General features: G+C 70.6%; 19 protein-coding genes. 10 read left to right on the top strand and 9 right to left on the bottom strand.

Annotation, left to right across the window (positions count from 1 at the left end; genetic code table 11):
• Positions 1-594, bottom strand: a complete 594-nt coding sequence (locus tag AB0I89_RS32230) for a phospholipase (RefSeq protein ID WP_357134461.1) — start codon at positions 592-594, stop codon at positions 1-3.
• Positions 595-771: 177 nt separating this feature from the next.
• Positions 772-2,418, bottom strand: coding sequence for a family 10 glycosylhydrolase (locus tag AB0I89_RS32225; protein WP_357134459.1), 1,647 nt, complete (start codon positions 2,416-2,418; stop codon positions 772-774).
• A gap of 198 nt (positions 2,419-2,616) precedes the next feature.
• On the opposite strand from AB0I89_RS32225, the gene AB0I89_RS32220 reads away from it, so the two are divergent.
• Both AB0I89_RS32220 and AB0I89_RS32215 read left to right on the top strand, forming a co-directional pair.
• On the top strand, positions 2,617-4,113 hold the full coding sequence (locus AB0I89_RS32220; RefSeq protein ID WP_357134457.1) for an amino acid permease: 1,497 nt from the start codon (positions 2,617-2,619) through the stop codon (positions 4,111-4,113).
• 118 nt (positions 4,114-4,231) lie between these two features.
• Positions 4,232-5,239, top strand: a complete 1,008-nt coding sequence (locus AB0I89_RS32215; RefSeq protein ID WP_357134455.1) for a LacI family DNA-binding transcriptional regulator — start codon at positions 4,232-4,234, stop codon at positions 5,237-5,239.
• On the opposite strand, the gene AB0I89_RS32210 is transcribed toward AB0I89_RS32215, so the two are convergent.
• The 3 genes from AB0I89_RS32210 to AB0I89_RS32200 all read right to left on the bottom strand — a co-directional run bounded on the left by AB0I89_RS32210 (position 5,236) and on the right by AB0I89_RS32200 (position 8,258).
• Positions 5,236-5,961, bottom strand: coding sequence for a methyltransferase domain-containing protein (locus AB0I89_RS32210; RefSeq protein ID WP_357134454.1), 726 nt, complete (start codon positions 5,959-5,961; stop codon positions 5,236-5,238). The two genes, AB0I89_RS32215 and AB0I89_RS32210, sit on opposite strands and share 4 nt — an antisense overlap.
• Positions 5,962-6,273: 312 nt before the next feature.
• Complete coding sequence (locus tag AB0I89_RS32205) at positions 6,274-6,621, bottom strand: hypothetical protein (protein ID WP_357134453.1); 348 nt, start codon at positions 6,619-6,621, stop codon at positions 6,274-6,276.
• Positions 6,621-8,258: an ABC-F family ATP-binding cassette domain-containing protein gene (locus AB0I89_RS32200; protein WP_357134452.1), complete on the bottom strand. Its 1,638-nt coding sequence runs from the start codon at positions 8,256-8,258 to the stop codon at positions 6,621-6,623. The genes AB0I89_RS32205 and AB0I89_RS32200 overlap by 1 nt, the downstream gene beginning before the upstream one ends.
• A gap of 62 nt (positions 8,259-8,320) precedes the next feature.
• On the opposite strand from AB0I89_RS32200, the gene AB0I89_RS32195 reads away from it, so the two are divergent.
• From AB0I89_RS32195 to AB0I89_RS32185, 3 genes are all read left to right on the top strand, one after another.
• The gene (locus AB0I89_RS32195) at positions 8,321-9,091 is read left to right on the top strand and encodes an ROK family protein (RefSeq protein WP_357134451.1); all 771 of its coding nucleotides are present in this window, start codon (positions 8,321-8,323) and stop codon (positions 9,089-9,091) included.
• 89 nt (positions 9,092-9,180) lie between these two features.
• The gene (locus tag AB0I89_RS32190) at positions 9,181-9,549 is read left to right on the top strand and encodes a tetratricopeptide repeat protein (RefSeq protein WP_234582401.1); all 369 of its coding nucleotides are present in this window, start codon (positions 9,181-9,183) and stop codon (positions 9,547-9,549) included.
• A gap of 287 nt (positions 9,550-9,836) precedes the next feature.
• Positions 9,837-10,091 (top strand): Smr/MutS family protein, encoded by a 255-nt coding sequence (locus AB0I89_RS32185; RefSeq protein WP_088987488.1) that lies wholly within the window; start codon positions 9,837-9,839, stop codon positions 10,089-10,091.
• 142 nt (positions 10,092-10,233) lie between these two features.
• On the opposite strand, the gene AB0I89_RS32180 is transcribed toward AB0I89_RS32185, so the two are convergent.
• Complete coding sequence (locus AB0I89_RS32180; protein WP_357134449.1) at positions 10,234-10,434, bottom strand: hypothetical protein; 201 nt, start codon at positions 10,432-10,434, stop codon at positions 10,234-10,236.
• Between the two features lie 216 nt (positions 10,435-10,650).
• Between AB0I89_RS32180 and AB0I89_RS32175 the strand changes: the two genes are divergently transcribed.
• From AB0I89_RS32175 to AB0I89_RS32160, 4 genes are all read left to right on the top strand, one after another.
• A complete protein-coding gene (locus tag AB0I89_RS32175; RefSeq protein ID WP_357134448.1) occupies positions 10,651-11,298 on the top strand; it encodes a hypothetical protein in 648 nt (215 codons plus the stop codon).
• The gene (locus AB0I89_RS32170) at positions 11,298-11,597 is read left to right on the top strand and encodes a hypothetical protein (RefSeq protein WP_357134447.1); all 300 of its coding nucleotides are present in this window, start codon (positions 11,298-11,300) and stop codon (positions 11,595-11,597) included. The genes AB0I89_RS32175 and AB0I89_RS32170 overlap by 1 nt, the downstream gene beginning before the upstream one ends.
• 80 nt (positions 11,598-11,677) lie before the next feature.
• Positions 11,678-12,169 carry a hypothetical protein gene (locus AB0I89_RS32165; RefSeq protein ID WP_357134446.1) on the top strand — a complete coding sequence of 164 codons (492 nt, stop codon included), beginning with the start codon at positions 11,678-11,680 and terminating at the stop codon, positions 12,167-12,169.
• Positions 12,170-12,417: 248 nt separating this feature from the next.
• Positions 12,418-12,729 (top strand): hypothetical protein, encoded by a 312-nt coding sequence (locus tag AB0I89_RS32160; protein WP_357134445.1) that lies wholly within the window; start codon positions 12,418-12,420, stop codon positions 12,727-12,729.
• Positions 12,730-13,132: 403 nt separating this feature from the next.
• Here AB0I89_RS32160 and AB0I89_RS32155 read toward each other — a convergent pair whose 3' ends face one another.
• The gene (locus tag AB0I89_RS32155; protein ID WP_357134444.1) at positions 13,133-13,555 is read right to left on the bottom strand and encodes a hypothetical protein; all 423 of its coding nucleotides are present in this window, start codon (positions 13,553-13,555) and stop codon (positions 13,133-13,135) included.
• 68 nt (positions 13,556-13,623) lie between these two features.
• Here AB0I89_RS32155 and AB0I89_RS32150 point away from each other — a divergent pair, with 68 nt between their 5' ends.
• Positions 13,624-14,223 carry a helix-turn-helix domain-containing protein gene (locus tag AB0I89_RS32150; protein WP_357134442.1) on the top strand — a complete coding sequence of 200 codons (600 nt, stop codon included), beginning with the start codon at positions 13,624-13,626 and terminating at the stop codon, positions 14,221-14,223.
• Here AB0I89_RS32150 and AB0I89_RS32145 read toward each other — a convergent pair.
• Positions 14,141-14,506: a helix-turn-helix domain-containing protein gene (locus tag AB0I89_RS32145; RefSeq protein WP_357134440.1), complete on the bottom strand. Its 366-nt coding sequence runs from the start codon at positions 14,504-14,506 to the stop codon at positions 14,141-14,143. The genes AB0I89_RS32150 and AB0I89_RS32145 overlap by 83 nt on opposite strands.
• Positions 14,503-14,739 carry a hypothetical protein gene (locus tag AB0I89_RS32140; protein WP_357134439.1) on the bottom strand — a complete coding sequence of 79 codons (237 nt, stop codon included), beginning with the start codon at positions 14,737-14,739 and terminating at the stop codon, positions 14,503-14,505. Before AB0I89_RS32140 ends, AB0I89_RS32145 begins: the two co-directional genes overlap by 4 nt.
• Positions 14,740-14,813 lie beyond the last annotated feature (74 nt).

Here is a 14,813-nt window from a genome sequence, read left to right as displayed (position 1 = left end):
TCAGCTCCGCGACGCCGCCGGCGGCCCGGCCCTCGACGTGGAACCAGGCCTCGTCGACACCCGGGTGTGGGCGTTGGATTCGGCTTGGGCCTTTAGCTGGGCGGCTCGGTCGAGGTCGGCCTGTTGGACTGCGGCTACCGAGCCGAAGATGTGGACCGCCTGGTAGTAGGTCCAGGCCAGGCTGTAGCAGGCCGGGCGGACGATTGTGTTGTACGTGGCGCAGACCCGCTTCAGGTCGGCGTAGAAGGCGCTGTCGAGGCGGGCCTTGTTGGCGGAGAACTGACCGACCGCCTTGTAGTTGCGGTAGCCGAAGTCGTGCCGGTAGCAGCCCAGGTTGAAGGTGAAGCCGAGCGGGTTGTCCGGGCTGGACGAGCAGTAGTCGGTGGACCAGACGAAGTTGTACTCGGCCCAGGGGGCCCGGTTGAGGCGGGCGCTGTTCCAGGAGTTGTAGCTGGACGCGCTGGTCTGGGTCCAGCTCGACAGCACGGACAGCTTCTCGGCGGGGGTGACGGCGGCGGCGGGGGAGGCGATGGCGAGGGTGGCGAGCAGCGCGAGCGCGCCCGAGGCGAACAGGGTGGCGAGACGTCGGGGCACGGTTTACCTCCGCGGGGTGTGCGGTGGGACGGAAGTTACCGGCTGGTCACCGGATGTCGACAAGTTTCGATCAACTGATCAGCCTGCCGGTATGCGCCTCGCCAACTATCTGTGACATGCGTTGAAACAGACGAATGCCCCGGACGCGGGTGCGTCCGGGGCACTCATCGGACCTGGTCAGCGCAGCAGGAACGCCGGTGGGCTGACGTGGCTCTCGTTGGCCGTCCGGTCCAGCGCGGTCACCAGGTAGGTGTAGCGCCGGCCCGGCTCGGCCGACGTGTCCACCCAGGACTGGACGCCGCCCGGGGTGGCCCGGACGGTGTCGACCAGTCCGGTGGCGTCGGCGGTGGCGCACTGTCCGGGCAGCGTGGTCCCGTCGAACCGGTAGATCGCGTACGAGGTGGCCGTGCCCAGGGGGCCCCTGCCGTCGGCCGGCTGACGCCAGGTCAGCCGTACCCCGTCGGTGTCCCGCGCGACCCGGGTGACCACCGGCGGGAGCAGCGGCTTCGCCGGCAGGTGCGGCATGGCCGGTACGAGGGCCGGGCGCGAGTAGTGCTCGGCCGCGTAGATGTCGGTGGCGTCGAGCCGGTTGGCCCGTACCTGGACGGCGGAGAAGTGCACGTTGCCCTGCACCTCGGGGTACGACCGGTTGAGCGTCAGGTGGTCGGACAGCTCACGCGGGTTCTGCCAGTACGGCCCGTACGCGGGGTCGCCGCTCTTGTAGTCGGCCTGGCCGATGTAGAGCTGCACCCGGGTCCCACGTACCGTCTCGGCCCACCACGGCACGAGTCGCGCGTAGTCGGCCGCCGGGTACTGGCCGATGTACCAGTAGAGCTGCGGCACGACGTAGTCGATCCACTCCTGCTTGATCCACTTTCGGGTGTCGGCGGAGATGATGTCGTACGACTGGCTGCCGGTGGTGTCCGAGCCGAGCGGGTCGACGCTGGCGTTGCGCCAGATGCCGAACGGGCTGACCCCGAACTTCACCCACGGCTTTGCCGCCTTGATCTTGCCGTTCATCTCCTGGATCAGCAGGTTGATGTTGTCCCGCCGCCAGTCGGCCCGATCGGTGAAGCCCCGGTTGTGCGCCGCGAAGGTGGCATCGTCGGGCACCTGGTAGGTGCCGCTGGGGTAGGGGTAGAAGTAGTCGTCGAAGTGAACGCCGTCGATGTCGTACCGCTGGACCGCGTCCATCATCGCGGTCTGGACGAACTCGCGGACCTCGGGGATCCCGGGGTTGTAGTAGAGCCGGCTGCCGGCGACGCCGGCCGGCGGATAGGCGAAGGTCCAGTCGGGGTGCTGCCGGGCCGGGTGGCCGGGCGCGAGCTGGCCGGGGTCGGCGCCGGCGCCGCCGGGGGCCGGCATGGAGACCCGGTACGGGTTGAACCAGGCGTGGAATTCGAGGTTGCGCTTGTGCGACTCCTCGACGAGGAAGGCCAGCGGGTCCCAGCCGGGGTCCTGGCCGCGCACCCCGGTCAGGTACTCCGACCACGGCTCGTACGGCGAGGGCCAGAGCGCGTCGGCGGTGGGCCGGACCTGTACGACCACGGCGTTGTGGTGCAGTCGTTCGGCGAGGTCCAGCAGGCCGCGGTACTCGGCCTGCTGGGCGGCGATCCGGTCCGGGCTGGTCTGGGAGGCCTTGCTGGGCCAGTCGATGTTGACCACCGACGAGATCCACATGGCCCGGAACTGGCGCTTGGGGGTGGCCGGGTTGGTGACACAGGCGGCGGTGGTGGGGGTGGTGGCGCTGGCGGGGGTCGCGGCCGCGAGTGAGCCGAGCAGAATCGCGGTCAGGCCGGCGGCGGTGACGCGGAGTGCTTTCATGCGGTATGTCCCTTCGTTGGGGCTCCCGGCGCAGTCGGTATGCGGCAAGATTCGCCGCTGCCTATCTGCGTACAGAAGGAAATTTTCACAATCGCGTCGCCGCCGCAAGTGTTCGTGGTTGACCATTCGCCCCGCTGGGTAGCAACGCCGGTCACCGGCCGCCACGGTGGTGGTCGCGCGGTGTGAAGGGGTGAGCGCATGTCCGTGCTGCGAACCAAACCGATCAAGGACGTCATAGCCCAGGGCGAGGCCGACGGCAGCGACGGCGGAGTCGGACTCAAGCGGCGACTCGGCGCCCTCGACCTCACCGGCTTCGGCATCGGCATCGTGATCGGCACCGGCATCTTCACGCTCACCGGCATCGAGGCCCGCGACAGCGCCGGCCCCGGCGTGGTGATCTCCTTCGGGATCGCCGGCGTGGTGGCCCTGCTCGCCGCCCTCTGCTACGCCGAGCTGGCGTCCAGCGTGCCGACCGCCGGCAGCGCCTACACCTACGCGTACGCCACGATGGGCGAGATCGTCGCCTGGATCATCGGCTGGGACCTGCTCCTGGAGTTCGCGCTCGGCGCGGCGGTGGTGGCCCGCGGCTGGTCCGGCTACCTGGCCGAACTGCTCGACCTGCCGACCCGGTGGTTCGGCGAGGAGGGCAGCGTCGTCAACGTGGGCGCCATCGCCATCGTGCTGATCCTCGGCATCGTCGCGATCGTCGGCATCCGGGAATCCGCCCGGATCACCAACCTGCTGGTGCTGGTCAAGGTGGCGATCTGCGTCTTCGTGGTGGTCGCCGGCCTGTTCTTCGTCAAGGCCGCCAACCTCACCCCGTTCATCCCGCCGGCCGAGCCCGCCGGCAGTGGCGACGACGGCATCAAGCAGCCGGTGACGCAGGCGCTGTTCGGGTTGGAGCCGTCGGTCTTCGGCTTCGTCGGGGTGCTCAGCGCCGCCGCGGTGGTCTTCTTCGCGTACACCGGCTTCGAGGCCGTCGCGAACCTGGGCGAGGAGACCCGCAAGCCCAAGCGGGACCTCACCCTGGGTCTGCTCGGTACGCTGCTGATCTCCACCGTGCTCTACATCGGCGTCTCGCTGGTGGTCGTCGGCATGGTGCCGTACACCGAGATCGACCGGGGCGCCCCGATCGCGTCGGCGTTCGAGTCGGTGGGCGCCGGCTGGGCGGCGACGCTCGTCTCCATCGCGGCGGTCGCCGGTCTGACCAGCGTCATCCTGGTCGACCTGGTGGCGATGGGTCGGATCGGCTTCGCCATCGCCCGGGACGGGCTCATCCCGCCCTCGATCGCGGCCGTGCACCCGCGCTGGGGCACCCCGTACCGGATCTCGGCGATCATGACGGTGGCGGTCGCGCTGCTGGCCGGTTTCCTGCCGCTCTCCGCCCTGGCCGACCTGGTCAGCATCGGCGCGCTCTGCGCGTTCGTACTGGTCTCGCTCGCCGTACCGATCCTGCGCCGCAAGCGTCCGGACCTGGACCGGCCGTTCCGGGTGCCGTTCTCGCCGGTGCTGCCGATCGTCTCGGCGGTCGCCTGCCTCTACCTGATGCTCAACCTGTCCGTGGAGACCTGGCTGCGGTTCCTGGCCTGGATGCTGCTCGGCGCGGTGATCTACTTCGGCTACGGCTACCGCCGCAACCGCCTCGCCCGCCACGAACCGGCCGTCGCGCCGGAGCAGCGCGAGCCGAGCGCCTGACCCCTCCGGCACACCACAAGGGCCCCCGCCACGCGGGGGTCCTTCGTGCGTGCCGGACCCCTTCTACAACGTTGTAGAGCGGGTATCGTGCGCGGGGCTACATCGGGGAGGTTGCGGGGTGCGACACAGGCTCAAGGACGTGGCCGAGCGGGCCGGCGTCTCGGTGAAGACCGTCTCCAACGTGGTGAACGGCTACCTGCACGTACGTCCGGACACCCGGGCCCGGGTTGAGGAGGCCATCGCCGAGCTGAACTACCGGCCCAACCTCTCCGCCCGTCACCTGCGCAAGGGGCGGACCGGGGTGATCGCCCTGGCGGTGCCGGAACTGGACATCCCGTACTTCGCCGAACTCGCCCGGCACGTCGTCACCGCCGCCGCCGAGTACGGCTGGACCGTGCTCGTCGACCAGCAGGCCGGCGGCCGGCGTGAGCAGGAGCGGGTCGTTGCCGCCGGCATCACCGACCACCTGATCGACGGGCTCATCTTCAGCCCGCTGGCGCTCACGGCGGAGGATCTGGCCAGCCTCGACGGCACCCCGATGGTGCTGCTCGGCGAGCGCGTCGACCACGGCCCCGCCGATCGCGTGGTGATCGACAACGTCACCGCCGCCCGGGAGATCACCGACCACCTGATCCGGCTCGGCCGCCGCCGGATCGCGGCGATCGGCGCGCAGCGCACCGACGAGGGCGCCAGCGCCCGCCTCCGCCTGGCCGGCTACACCGAGGCGCTGCGCGCTGCCGGCCTGGCCTACGACGAAACCCTCGTGGCGTCCGCGGCGGCCTGGCACCGCGCCGACGGCGCGGCCGCGATGCGCGGCCTGCTCACCACGGGAGTACGCCCCGACGCCGTGTTCTGCTTCAACGACACGCTCGCCCTGGGCACCCTGCGCGCCCTGCACGAGGCCGGCCTGCGCGTGCCCGAGGACGTGGCGGTGGTCGGCTTCGACGACATCGAGGACGGGCGTTTCTCGGTCCCCACCTTGAGCACCGTCGCTCCCGACAAGGAGCAGATCGCCCGGCTGGCCGTCGAACTCCTCGCCAATCGCCTCGACGGCGACCGCGCTGCCCCCGCCCGCGCGCTCAAGGCCCCGTACCGGCTGGAACTGCGCGAATCCACCAGGTCCTAGTCGAAGAAGCGGGCCAGGTGGAAGTTCGGAGCGGGCTCGGCGTCGGCGGGCAGGGGCGTCAGGTCGGCGAAGATCGACGCGCCGTCGCACCCGGCGTGCAGCGGATACCAACGCGGCGTGCCCGGCGGTCGGAGCTGGCAGATCCCCTTGAAGGTCTGCACGTCCATCAGCCGGACGTGGGTGGGGTCGGCCACCGCGTTGACGTGCCCCCACCACGGGCTCATCACGTGCAGGACGCCACCCGGGCGCAGCACCCGGTGGCACTCGTCCACCAGGGGCAGGAAGTCGATCAGGTGCTCCAGGATGTGCACCGCGAACAGGACGTCCACCGAGTTGTCGGCCAGCGGCAGCGAGCCGGAGAGGTCCGCCACCGCGTCCACCCCCGGCGCGGGATAGATGTCCAGCCCGAGGTTGCCCGACCACTGCTTGGTCGGGCCGCAGCCGAGATCCACCACCACCGGCGCGCGTCCGCCGACCCCGACCCTGCACCAGACGCCGTAGACGCCGGCCAACCGTCCCACCAGGTCCCGCACCAGCCGTAGGTCGGCCGGCTCGGCCACCTCTCCGTTGAGGTGGGCGACCCCGCGGTCGAACCGCACCTCGACGGCCAGGCCCCGGAGCCGGTCGTCGTTCCGGACCTGGTCCGCCCACGCCTGCGCGAGGAATTCGTCGATCAACCGCAGCCGGTCGGCCGAGGGCGGAGTCTGTGCCAAAGCGACCATTCGGGCCACCTCCCGCCGCGCGTTACCCGCCTACGCGCCCGGTATTCCCGTTTCACCGTCGCGCGACCGCCGGTGGGCGTGTCGGGGCGTCCCGAGCACCTACCTGTCGAGCCTGATGACTGTGCGGCATCAAGATGCCCCATAGTCATCACGCCCGTCGGAGTGCCCGCGCTCCGGGCGCACGGCCCGCGCTCCGGGCGCAAGGCCCGCGCTCCGGGTCCAGGGCCCGCGCTCCGGGTCCAGGGCCCGCGCTCCGGGTCCAGGGCCTGCGCTCCGGGCCCAAGGCCCGCCCCGGCCCGGCACCGTCGAAGGTCAGCCCGACAGCGTCCGGCGACCCCCGCGCATCCGCTGGCGGGGTGGGGGAGTGGCGGGCTTCGGCCGCTTGAGGTGGTAGCGGTGCAGTTCGTGGTTGCCGGGCAGCGACGGGTCCTCACTCATCGCGACCAGCTCCCAGCCCTGGTCGCCGGCCCGGTTGAGGTGGGCCAGCGACGTGTCGCCGTACGGCGTGACGTCGACCATCGAGCCGTCCGGGCCGTACCAGACGAAGACGACCTCCCAGCCGAGGTCGTTGGTCGCGGCCTGGCGGCGGCGGACCAGCAGGGCGTACTCCCACTTGAGCATGGCGTCATTCTCACCCCGCGCCGGCCCGTGGACCGGCATCAATCCTCGGCGATCCGCCCACCGTCGACCCGCAGCCGCCGGTTGGTCTCGACGGCCGCCAGCATCCGCCGGTCGTGGGTGACCAGCAGCAGCGTTCCGGGGTAGCTGGCCAGCGCCGATTCGAGCTGTTCGATGGCGGGCAGGTCCAGATGGTTGGTGGGCTCGTCCAACACGAGCAGGTTGACCCCACGGCCCTGGAGCAGGGCCAGTGCCGCCCGGGTCCGCTCGCCGGGGGAGAGAGTCGCCGCCGGTCGGGGGACGTGCGCCGCGCGCAGCCCGAACTTCGCCAGCAGGGTCCGCGCGTCCGCGGGCGACATGTGGGGTACGGCCGCCTGGAACGCGTCGATCAGCGGCGCGTCGCCGAGGAACAACCCCCGGGCCTGGTCCACCTCACCGACCACCACGCCCGGCCCGAGCGAGGCGGTGCCCTCGTCCACCGGCAGCCGCCCCAGCAGCGCGGCCAGCAGGGTGGACTTGCCGGAGCCGTTCGCCCCGGTAACCGCGACCCGGTCCGCCCAGTCGATCTGGAGGTTGACCGGCCCGAGGGTGAAAGCTCCCCGGCGTACCACCGCGTTGCGCAGCGTGGCCACGACCGCGCCGGCGCGGGGCGCGGCGGCGATCTCCATCCGCAGCTCCCACTCCTTGCGGGGCTCCTCGACCACGTCGAGCCGTTCGATCAGCCGCTCGGTCTGCTTGACCTTGCCGGCCTGCTTCTCGGTGGCCTCGCTCCGGAACTTGCGGCCGATCTTGTCGTTGTCGGTGGCCTTGCGGCGGGCGTTCTTCACGCCCTTCTCCATCCAGCCGCGCTGGGTACGGGCGCGCGCCTCCAGACCGGCCTTCGTGTCGGCGTACTCCTCGAAGTCGGCGCGGGCGTGCCGCCGCGCCACCTCGCGCTCCTCCAGATAGGCCCCGTAGCCGCCGCCGTAGTGGTTGACCTGCTGCTGCGGCAGGTCCAGCTCCAGCACCCGGGTCACCGTGCGGGTCAGGAACTCCCGATCGTGGCTGACCAGCACCGTGCCGGCCCGCAGCCCGGTAACGAACTCCTCCAGCCGCTCCAACCCGGCCAGGTCCAGGTCGTTGGTCGGCTCGTCGAGCAGGAACACGTCGTACCGGCTGAGCAGCAGCGACGCCAACCCCGCCCGGGCCGCCTGACCGCCGGACAGCCCGGTCATCAGGTGGTCCAGGTCGACCGTGAGCCCCAGATCGGCGCTCACCTGGTCGGCGCGTTCGTCGAGGTCCGCGCCGCCGAGGGCCAGCCAGCGCTCCAGCGCGTCGCCGTACGCGTCGTCGGCGCCCGCCGACCCGGCCGTCAACGCCTCGGTCGCGGCGTCCAGCGCCGCCTGCGCGCCGGTCACCCCGGTCCGGCGGGCCAGGAACTCCCGTACCGTCTCGCCCGGCCGCCGCTCCGGCTCCTGCGGCAGGTGCCCGACGCTCGCGGTGGGCGGGCTGAGTCGCACGCTGCCGGCCTCTACCGGCAACAACCCGGCGAGGGTACGCAGCAGCGTCGACTTCCCGGCCCCGTTCGGCCCGACCAGGCCGACCACGTCGCCCGGGGCGACCACCAGGTCCAACCCGGCGAAGAGGGGGCGGTCGCCGTGCCCGGCGGCCAGGTCCTTGACGATCATCGTGGCGCTCATCAGGACGGCAGCCTATCGGGCCGCCCGCATGAGACCGGCCGCGAGCGGGCAGACTCCATGACGTGGTGACCACACTGGCGATCGACTGCGGTGGTGGCGGCATCAAGGCGTCGGTGCTCGACGAGGCCGGCACGATGCGCGCCCGACCGCTGCGGGTGCCGACCCCGTACCCGCTGCCGCCCGATCTGTTCGTGCGGACCCTGCTGGACCTCGGTGGGCGACTGCCCACGGCCGACCGGCTGACCGTCGGCGTCCCCGGGATGATCCGGCACGGCGTCGTGGTGGCCACCCCCCACTACGTCACCCGCAGCGGACCCCGGTCCCGGGTCGACCCGGAGCTGCTGGCCGAGTGGTCCGGCTGGGACGCGCGCGGTGCGCTCGCCGACGCGTTCGGGGTGCCGGCGCTGGTGCTCAACGACGCCGAGGTGCACGGGGCCGGTGTGGTGGCCGGTACCGGCTGTGAACTGGTGTTGACGTTGGGAACGGGGTTGGGCAGCGCCCTCTTCGACGGCGGCGTCCTCGCGCCGCACCTGGAGCTGTCGCACGCGCCCGTGCGGTGGGGCACCACCTACGACACGTATGTGGGCGAGCCGGAGCGGCGGCGACTCGGGGACGCCTTCTGGTCCCGCCGGATCCGGCAGGTCGTGGACGGGCTGCGACCGGTGTTCCGGTGGGACCGGCTCTACCTGGGCGGGGGCAACTCGCGGCTGATCCGACCGGAGCAACTCGCCCGGATGGGCGACGACGTGGTGGTGGTGCCGAACACGGCGGGGATCGTCGGCGGCGTACGGGCCTGGGAGCTGTCCGCCGGCCGCCGGGACGCCCGAACCTGACCCTATTTCGACCCGGGGAACAGTCGCCAAACGCCGAGTGTTGTGCCAGCGTCGGAACAGGTGACGGCGCGACCCGAGGAGGTGGGCAGATGGATCTCCTGGCGGACTACCGACGGGCGACCATGTTCTTCGAGACCGGTGACCCGAGCGGAGCGGCCCGACTGCTGGAGCCGATCGTGGACGCCGAGCCCGGCAACGCGGCCGTCCGGCAGTTGCTGGCCCGGGCGTACTTCCAGTCGGCCCAGCTCAACCGGGCCGAGGAGCAGTTGCGGGAACTTGTCGACCGGGACCCGAGCGACCACTACGCGCACCACGTGCTGGGTCGGACGCTGGAGCGGCTGAACCGACACACCGACGCGCTGCGGCACCTGCGGATCGCCGCCGCGATGTACGCGGCCAACGACGACTACCGGATCGCGCTCCAGCGGGTGGAGACCCGCGTGGGCGGCACCCGCTGAGCGGAGACCTGGTGACGAGGAAGGGGCGGTCCCACGGGCCGCCCCTTCGTTCGTCTGGTGGGTGGGCCGACGGGCGTGCCCAGGGCCCGTTTCATGAGGGCGGTCGAGTCGAGGCGGAGTCCGGGCGGCGGTCCGGCAAGGCGCGGTTTCGTCCGGATACCGGTGTTGTATCCGGACGAAACCGCAACGCGGCCGGTCGTCGTCCGGGCCCGCCGCAGGCCGGCCAGTCCTCATGAAACGGGCCCTAGGATGGCGGACATGGGACCTGACCGGCCGGGGGCTGCGGCATGAAGCTCAAGCTGGACCTGCACGACATCTTCAACAAGGGCCAGGACATCGACCGCGCGCTGCGCGGGATCATGGACGAGGCGGTCGCGAAGAAGGCCACCCTCGTCGAGATCATCCCGGGTAAGGGGTCGGGGCAGCTCAAAAAGCGGGTGCTGCGGTTCCTCGACCAGAAGGACGTCAAGCAGCTCTACCACCGGGTCGAGAAGGACTCGAAGAACTTCGGCCGCCTCTTCGTCCACTTCCGTTGGAAGTAGGCCGCGCGGTTACCTGACCTGCGAGGGGGTTTCCGATCTAGGCTCTGACCTGCGGAAATACCCCTCGCAGTCTTCCAGCGTCTTCCAATGTTGCTCGCTCTGGTTTGTCCCGGAGTTGTCCCCGACGATCTTGGACCCGTGGTTACTCTCCGGGTTCGACGCCGGCCGCCCGGCAGATCTGGCGGACGCGCTCGCGGGTGTAGCCGGTCGTCCGCACGATCTCGCTCTGCCTCACGCCGCCCCTTGCTGCCGCGACGATGGCGGCGGCGAGACGTGGGCGCACGGCGTCCAGTGCGGCCTTCGCGTCCCGGTACTCGCGGGCGACGTCTTCAAGCTGATCCATCCGCGCAGTGTCCCACAACCCGTGAGGCCAAACAATATGGCCAAGCTAGTTGACATGCCGACCAGCGTTAGGCCAAACTAGTTGGCGTAACCGCGAGCAAGGAGTTCCGGTCGGGGCCGGCAGCCAACGGCCCCGACCACCCCCAAAACCAGAGCGGGCCCGGCAGGTGTTCCAGCACCTGTGATCCGGGCCCTTGATCGCCGCTGGAGGCGACCCATGGGCATCATCGCATCTTCGTCCGTCCCGCCGGAGTCCCGGCTCCACGAGGCCGACACCAGGAACCTGACCGCCATCAGCCGGCCGGCCGACATCCGCTTCCCGGTGAACCCGGTCTACACCGGGCGTGCTGCGGTGGCGGTCGAGCAGGACCTGGCGGCGAAGGCCCGCGCCCTGTTTGAGGGCAACGCCACGGCGGCCGAGATGGCCGCGCAGCTCGGCGTGACCGAGACCGAGGCCGTCGACCTGGTTCTCGACGACATCGCCCGGGAGACCGGCTGGACGCGCGGCGTCGGGCTGCGGGCGAAGCCGGGGGGCGGCGGCAACCCGGACCTGTGCCCGTCGTGGTGCACGAAGACCCACACGGACCTCACCGACGAAGAGCTGCTGCACTCGTCGACCGCGACGAGCATCAGCATCGAGGACGGGACGCACCTGCGGGAGACAGTCACGATTGTCGTGCAGCTCGACGCGTTCGAGTCCCCGGCGCTGCCCGGCGGGATTGACCCGACGTCGGTCTACCTGTCGGCGAGCTGCGACCAGAACCCCGACACCTGGCTGTCGGGGAACATGTCGCCCGCGCAGGCCGAGCAGATCGGCCAGGCCCTGCTCGACGCGGCGCGTACCGCCCGCCAGGCCAGCGCCTGATGGCCCGCCCGGACTGCCCGGTGTGGTGCCTGCCCACGGCGCACAACCCGGACCCGAAGGTGCACATGTCCGTCCCGGTCGTGGTGGTCACGCCGGCGGCCCGGTTCGTGATGCACCTGGAATCGGCCGGCGGCCGGACGCCGTACCTGACCGTCGCGCAGTACTCGGAGAAGGTCGACGAGACCGACGAGCCGACCTTCGAGCCGGACAACCTGCTGGTGCTCAAGCTCGCCGAGGCGGCGGCCGTGGCCGGCGGCCTGGCCGAGCTGATCGGCCGTGCCCTCGGTGGTGACCGGTGAACCGGCTCACGACCGGCTCACGACCGGCTCACCAGACGGCTCACACCCCGGCTCACGAATCGACCACGGAAGGGCTCACGATGAACCGACGCGGACTGCTGGCCGGCCTGGCCACGGTGGCCACGGCCACCCTCTTGCCGGCGGCCGTGCCGGCTCACGCTGAACCGGCCATGGCCGGCCACGGACTGACCCTCACGGCCGGCGGTGAGCTGGTCCAGGGCGGCCACCGGGTGACCCGGCCGTGCCCGGTGTGGTGCGAGGAGGACCACGGCCCGGACGCGTACAAGGCCGGCCTGGAGCGTGACCTCGGGGAGCGGTGGCACAGCGCGTGCCTCGGTCGCGGTGAGGGTGACGTGTGCGTCCATCTGATCCGCGTCGACAAGCTGCTCACCAGTGAGTCGGTCGGTGAGCAGGTGGCCATCCACGTTGACGAGGACCTCACCGGGGCCGACGCTCTGCTGGTGTCCCGGATTCTGGTCGCGTCGGTGGACATCCTCGCCGGGCGGATGACGGTGGACCAGTGGCGGTCCACGTCCGGGGTGGACCATTGCCGGTCCAACCGCGCGGCCTAACCTGGCACACACGGCGGACCAACCAGCAGATCACTTCCGGTCCATGGTTGGTCCGCGGACCAGTTCATGACCTGCTGGTCCAGCCAAGCCAGTTGGACCGGTCACGTGGACCAGGAGCCGGCGCTCTGTGGCTGCGACCGGGTGGACCAATGCGTTGGACCAGGGCGGACGGGGGAATTCCCGAGCAGGTCGGGATGTTGATCACAGGCAATGGCTGGTGTCGACTGGCCACTGTCGAGAGGTAGTACATGAGAGCGAAGATCTATAACGGCAACCTGCGGGTCGATCTGCTCCACACGCCGGAGGACCTCGCGAAAGTCGTCCGGGTCGTCAGCGCCGCCGGCCTGATCAACATGCGGATCAGCCCTGAGGGCGAGGGCCCGAGCGTGGCCGTCGATGTGGCCATTCCGGACGGCTGGGCGACTCACGTCGGCGCGGCGCTGCTGTCCCTCGCCGCCGCGTTCGGTGAGCCGAGCCCTGAGGTTGCCCTGGCTCGGTGGCAGGAGCGGGTGCCGGAGTTCGCCGCGGCGGCGGAGCAGCTCAAGCACACGGAGTCGTAGTGGGATTTGTGGACAGGGCGGCGCTGCGCCGCCCTGTCCACAAATCCCCGCCCTGCGTGCCCGCTCCAACCTCTACCGAACGTCACCGGCCAGACCTCCAAGTCGGCACCTCCAAGTCTCCAACTTGGCGGCTTGGAGGTGCCTCTCCCCTAAGGGGGGCAGCCTGCCCGGCGGGGTTGGCGCCAAGTCTCCAAGTCACGGACGGTGGTCGACTTCACGCACTTCACGGACTTCACACTTCACGCACTTCACGGCCTGCTCCTCGCGCGCACGCGCGCGTAGAGGGACCGCTCGGCCCACCGTGAAGTCGTGAACAGCGTGAAGTCCGTGAAATGCCGCCGAGCGCGGCGAAGACGCCCCGATCGAGGCTGCTGCGGTCGGCCCGCCCCCTCGCCGCCTGACGCTAGACCTGGCCGTCGTCCTTGGCGAAGGGCCGCTCCTTGGCGTACTCGGCGAAGTCCTTGGCGAGCCGAGCGAACTGGGCGCGGTTCACCTCGAAGGTCAGGGCCTCCTCGTCGCCCTCCGCAGCGTTGCGGCGCTTGGCCTTCATCGTCACCACGTGGCGCGACTCCGTCTCGGAGCCGTGCGGGAACGACGTGCTGATCGCGATACCGCTGAACATCAGCTCACCGCTCTCGAGATCAGAGTCCATGAGGATCGCCCGGTGCTCCGGGCCGTCCCGCTGAACCCGCCACTCCTCTCCGCCGGAGATCCGGTCGGCGTGCGGAATGCAGACCGCGTACTCGACGCGCCTGCCCGGGGTTCCGGGGTTGTCGGTGATGACCGTCTCGGCGGAGTTCTGGCAGCGCAACACCATGCAGCTCATCCGAACAAGGTACGGCTTTCGACGCGGGAAGGCGGAGGAGGGCCAGGCGCCGATCCCAACCGACGGCAATGCCTCAACGCCCAATGCCTAACGCCCAGCCTCCGAAACGGGGAGGCATGCGCACGGGCGCGCAAAGGCATTGGGCATTTAGGCATTGGGTGTTGAGGCTGAAGGCTCGATCAGAAGCCAACCGCGGCGGCGGGAGACAGTGGGCTGCGACCGCCTCCAACGATCATGCTGGTGGGATGCCTGAACCTGAATCTCAGTACCTCGATGCCCGTAAGGTGGACGCGATCGTGGCCGGAAGGCTCGACGAGGCCCGTGACGCGATACGCGCTGAAGTCGACGGACTGCTGCGTGCCGCAGCTACCGCGCGCGCCGGCGCCGCGCGGCCTGCGGCCGAGAGAGCCCGGAAGCTGCTCTACAACGTGAACGAGGCCGCTGAGCAGCTCGGTGGAATCAGCAGACGGAGCCTGGGCAACCTGACCCGCTCCGGTGAGCTGGAGTCCGTGATGGTCGGGGGACGCCGGATGATCCCGGACGCAGCCCTGGTGGCCTATGTCGAGAAGCTCCGGACGGTGGCAGCTACTGCCGTCGAGGTCGACGCTGCCGTTGCTGCGCGACCCGGAGCCGGGTCAGGGCCAGCGCGGCGTCGCGTTCGGAGTTGAGGGCTGGTTCCTTCATGATCTCCTCCAACTCGCTGAGGTCCGCCGGGGTGAAGCGCACCTGCTTCCCGACGCGGTGGTGGGGTATCTCCCTGGCGGCCGCCCGTCTCTTTACCCACTCGGCTGAGACCTGGAGATGCTCGGCCAACTGAGGGATGGTCAGCCACCTGTCCGCCGCAAGCCGAGCCCGGATGTCGTCGATGAGCGGGCCGAGGATCGCTAAAAGCTGGATCATCTGCTGGTCGGTGAGCTGCGGGCGGCCCACGAGGTCCTCGGTGTCCGTCATACCCGGCCGCCGCGCCGCCGCGGTAGGTGCGCGATCCGGATCAGGTGCGCCCGGCGACGGCTGTCCGCCATCTGCTGCTGGGTCACCTGGTCCAGGTCGGGGAACTCTGCCTGGACCTCCTTGAGCCACTTCGAGGCGGCGGCCCGGCGGGCGGGCTCGGTCGCGGCGGAACGGTCGGGGGTGTTGCCCCAGCGGGTGTGTGCGCCGATGCGACCGGCAGCAGAGGGAGTCACAGCTTTCTCTACGGCTCAGGTGGGCCATCGGCTCACGGGCGGGAGCAATCACGAAGACACGGTGACTTAAACAT

The sequence above is a fragment of the Micromonospora sp. NPDC049801 genome (assembly GCF_040656575.1).
Classification (GTDB): Bacteria; Actinomycetota; Actinomycetes; order Mycobacteriales; family Micromonosporaceae; genus Micromonospora.
The sequence above is the reverse complement of the archived record's forward strand: the minus strand, read 5'-3'. Positions and strand labels throughout refer to the sequence as shown.

Excerpts from the sequence above, each read along its gene's own strand:
- AB0I89_RS32180 (WP_357134449.1), bottom strand. The coding sequence starts at position 10,434 with ATGGATCAGCTTGAAGACGTCGCCCGCGAGTACCGGGACGCGAAGGCC.
- AB0I89_RS32150 (WP_357134442.1), top strand. The coding sequence starts at position 13,624 with ATGCCTCAACGCCCAATGCCTAACGCCCAGCCTCCGAAACGGGGAGGC.
- AB0I89_RS32145 (WP_357134440.1), bottom strand. The coding sequence starts at position 14,506 with ATGACGGACACCGAGGACCTCGTGGGCCGCCCGCAGCTCACCGACCAG.
- AB0I89_RS32190 (WP_234582401.1), top strand. The coding sequence starts at position 9,181 with ATGGATCTCCTGGCGGACTACCGACGGGCGACCATGTTCTTCGAGACC.
- AB0I89_RS32160 (WP_357134445.1), top strand. The coding sequence starts at position 12,418 with ATGAGAGCGAAGATCTATAACGGCAACCTGCGGGTCGATCTGCTCCAC.
- AB0I89_RS32175 (WP_357134448.1), top strand. The coding sequence starts at position 10,651 with ATGGGCATCATCGCATCTTCGTCCGTCCCGCCGGAGTCCCGGCTCCAC.
- AB0I89_RS32220 (WP_357134457.1), top strand. The coding sequence starts at position 2,617 with ATGTCCGTGCTGCGAACCAAACCGATCAAGGACGTCATAGCCCAGGGC.
- AB0I89_RS32210 (WP_357134454.1), bottom strand. The coding sequence starts at position 5,961 with ATGGTCGCTTTGGCACAGACTCCGCCCTCGGCCGACCGGCTGCGGTTG.
- AB0I89_RS32155 (WP_357134444.1), bottom strand. The coding sequence starts at position 13,555 with ATGAGCTGCATGGTGTTGCGCTGCCAGAACTCCGCCGAGACGGTCATC.
- AB0I89_RS32200 (WP_357134452.1), bottom strand. The coding sequence starts at position 8,258 with ATGAGCGCCACGATGATCGTCAAGGACCTGGCCGCCGGGCACGGCGAC.
- AB0I89_RS32170 (WP_357134447.1), top strand. The coding sequence starts at position 11,298 with ATGGCCCGCCCGGACTGCCCGGTGTGGTGCCTGCCCACGGCGCACAAC.
- AB0I89_RS32185 (WP_088987488.1), top strand. The coding sequence starts at position 9,837 with ATGAAGCTCAAGCTGGACCTGCACGACATCTTCAACAAGGGCCAGGAC.
- AB0I89_RS32205 (WP_357134453.1), bottom strand. The coding sequence starts at position 6,621 with ATGCCGGTCCACGGGCCGGCGCGGGGTGAGAATGACGCCATGCTCAAG.
- AB0I89_RS32165 (WP_357134446.1), top strand. The coding sequence starts at position 11,678 with ATGAACCGACGCGGACTGCTGGCCGGCCTGGCCACGGTGGCCACGGCC.
- AB0I89_RS32225 (WP_357134459.1), bottom strand. The coding sequence starts at position 2,418 with ATGAAAGCACTCCGCGTCACCGCCGCCGGCCTGACCGCGATTCTGCTC.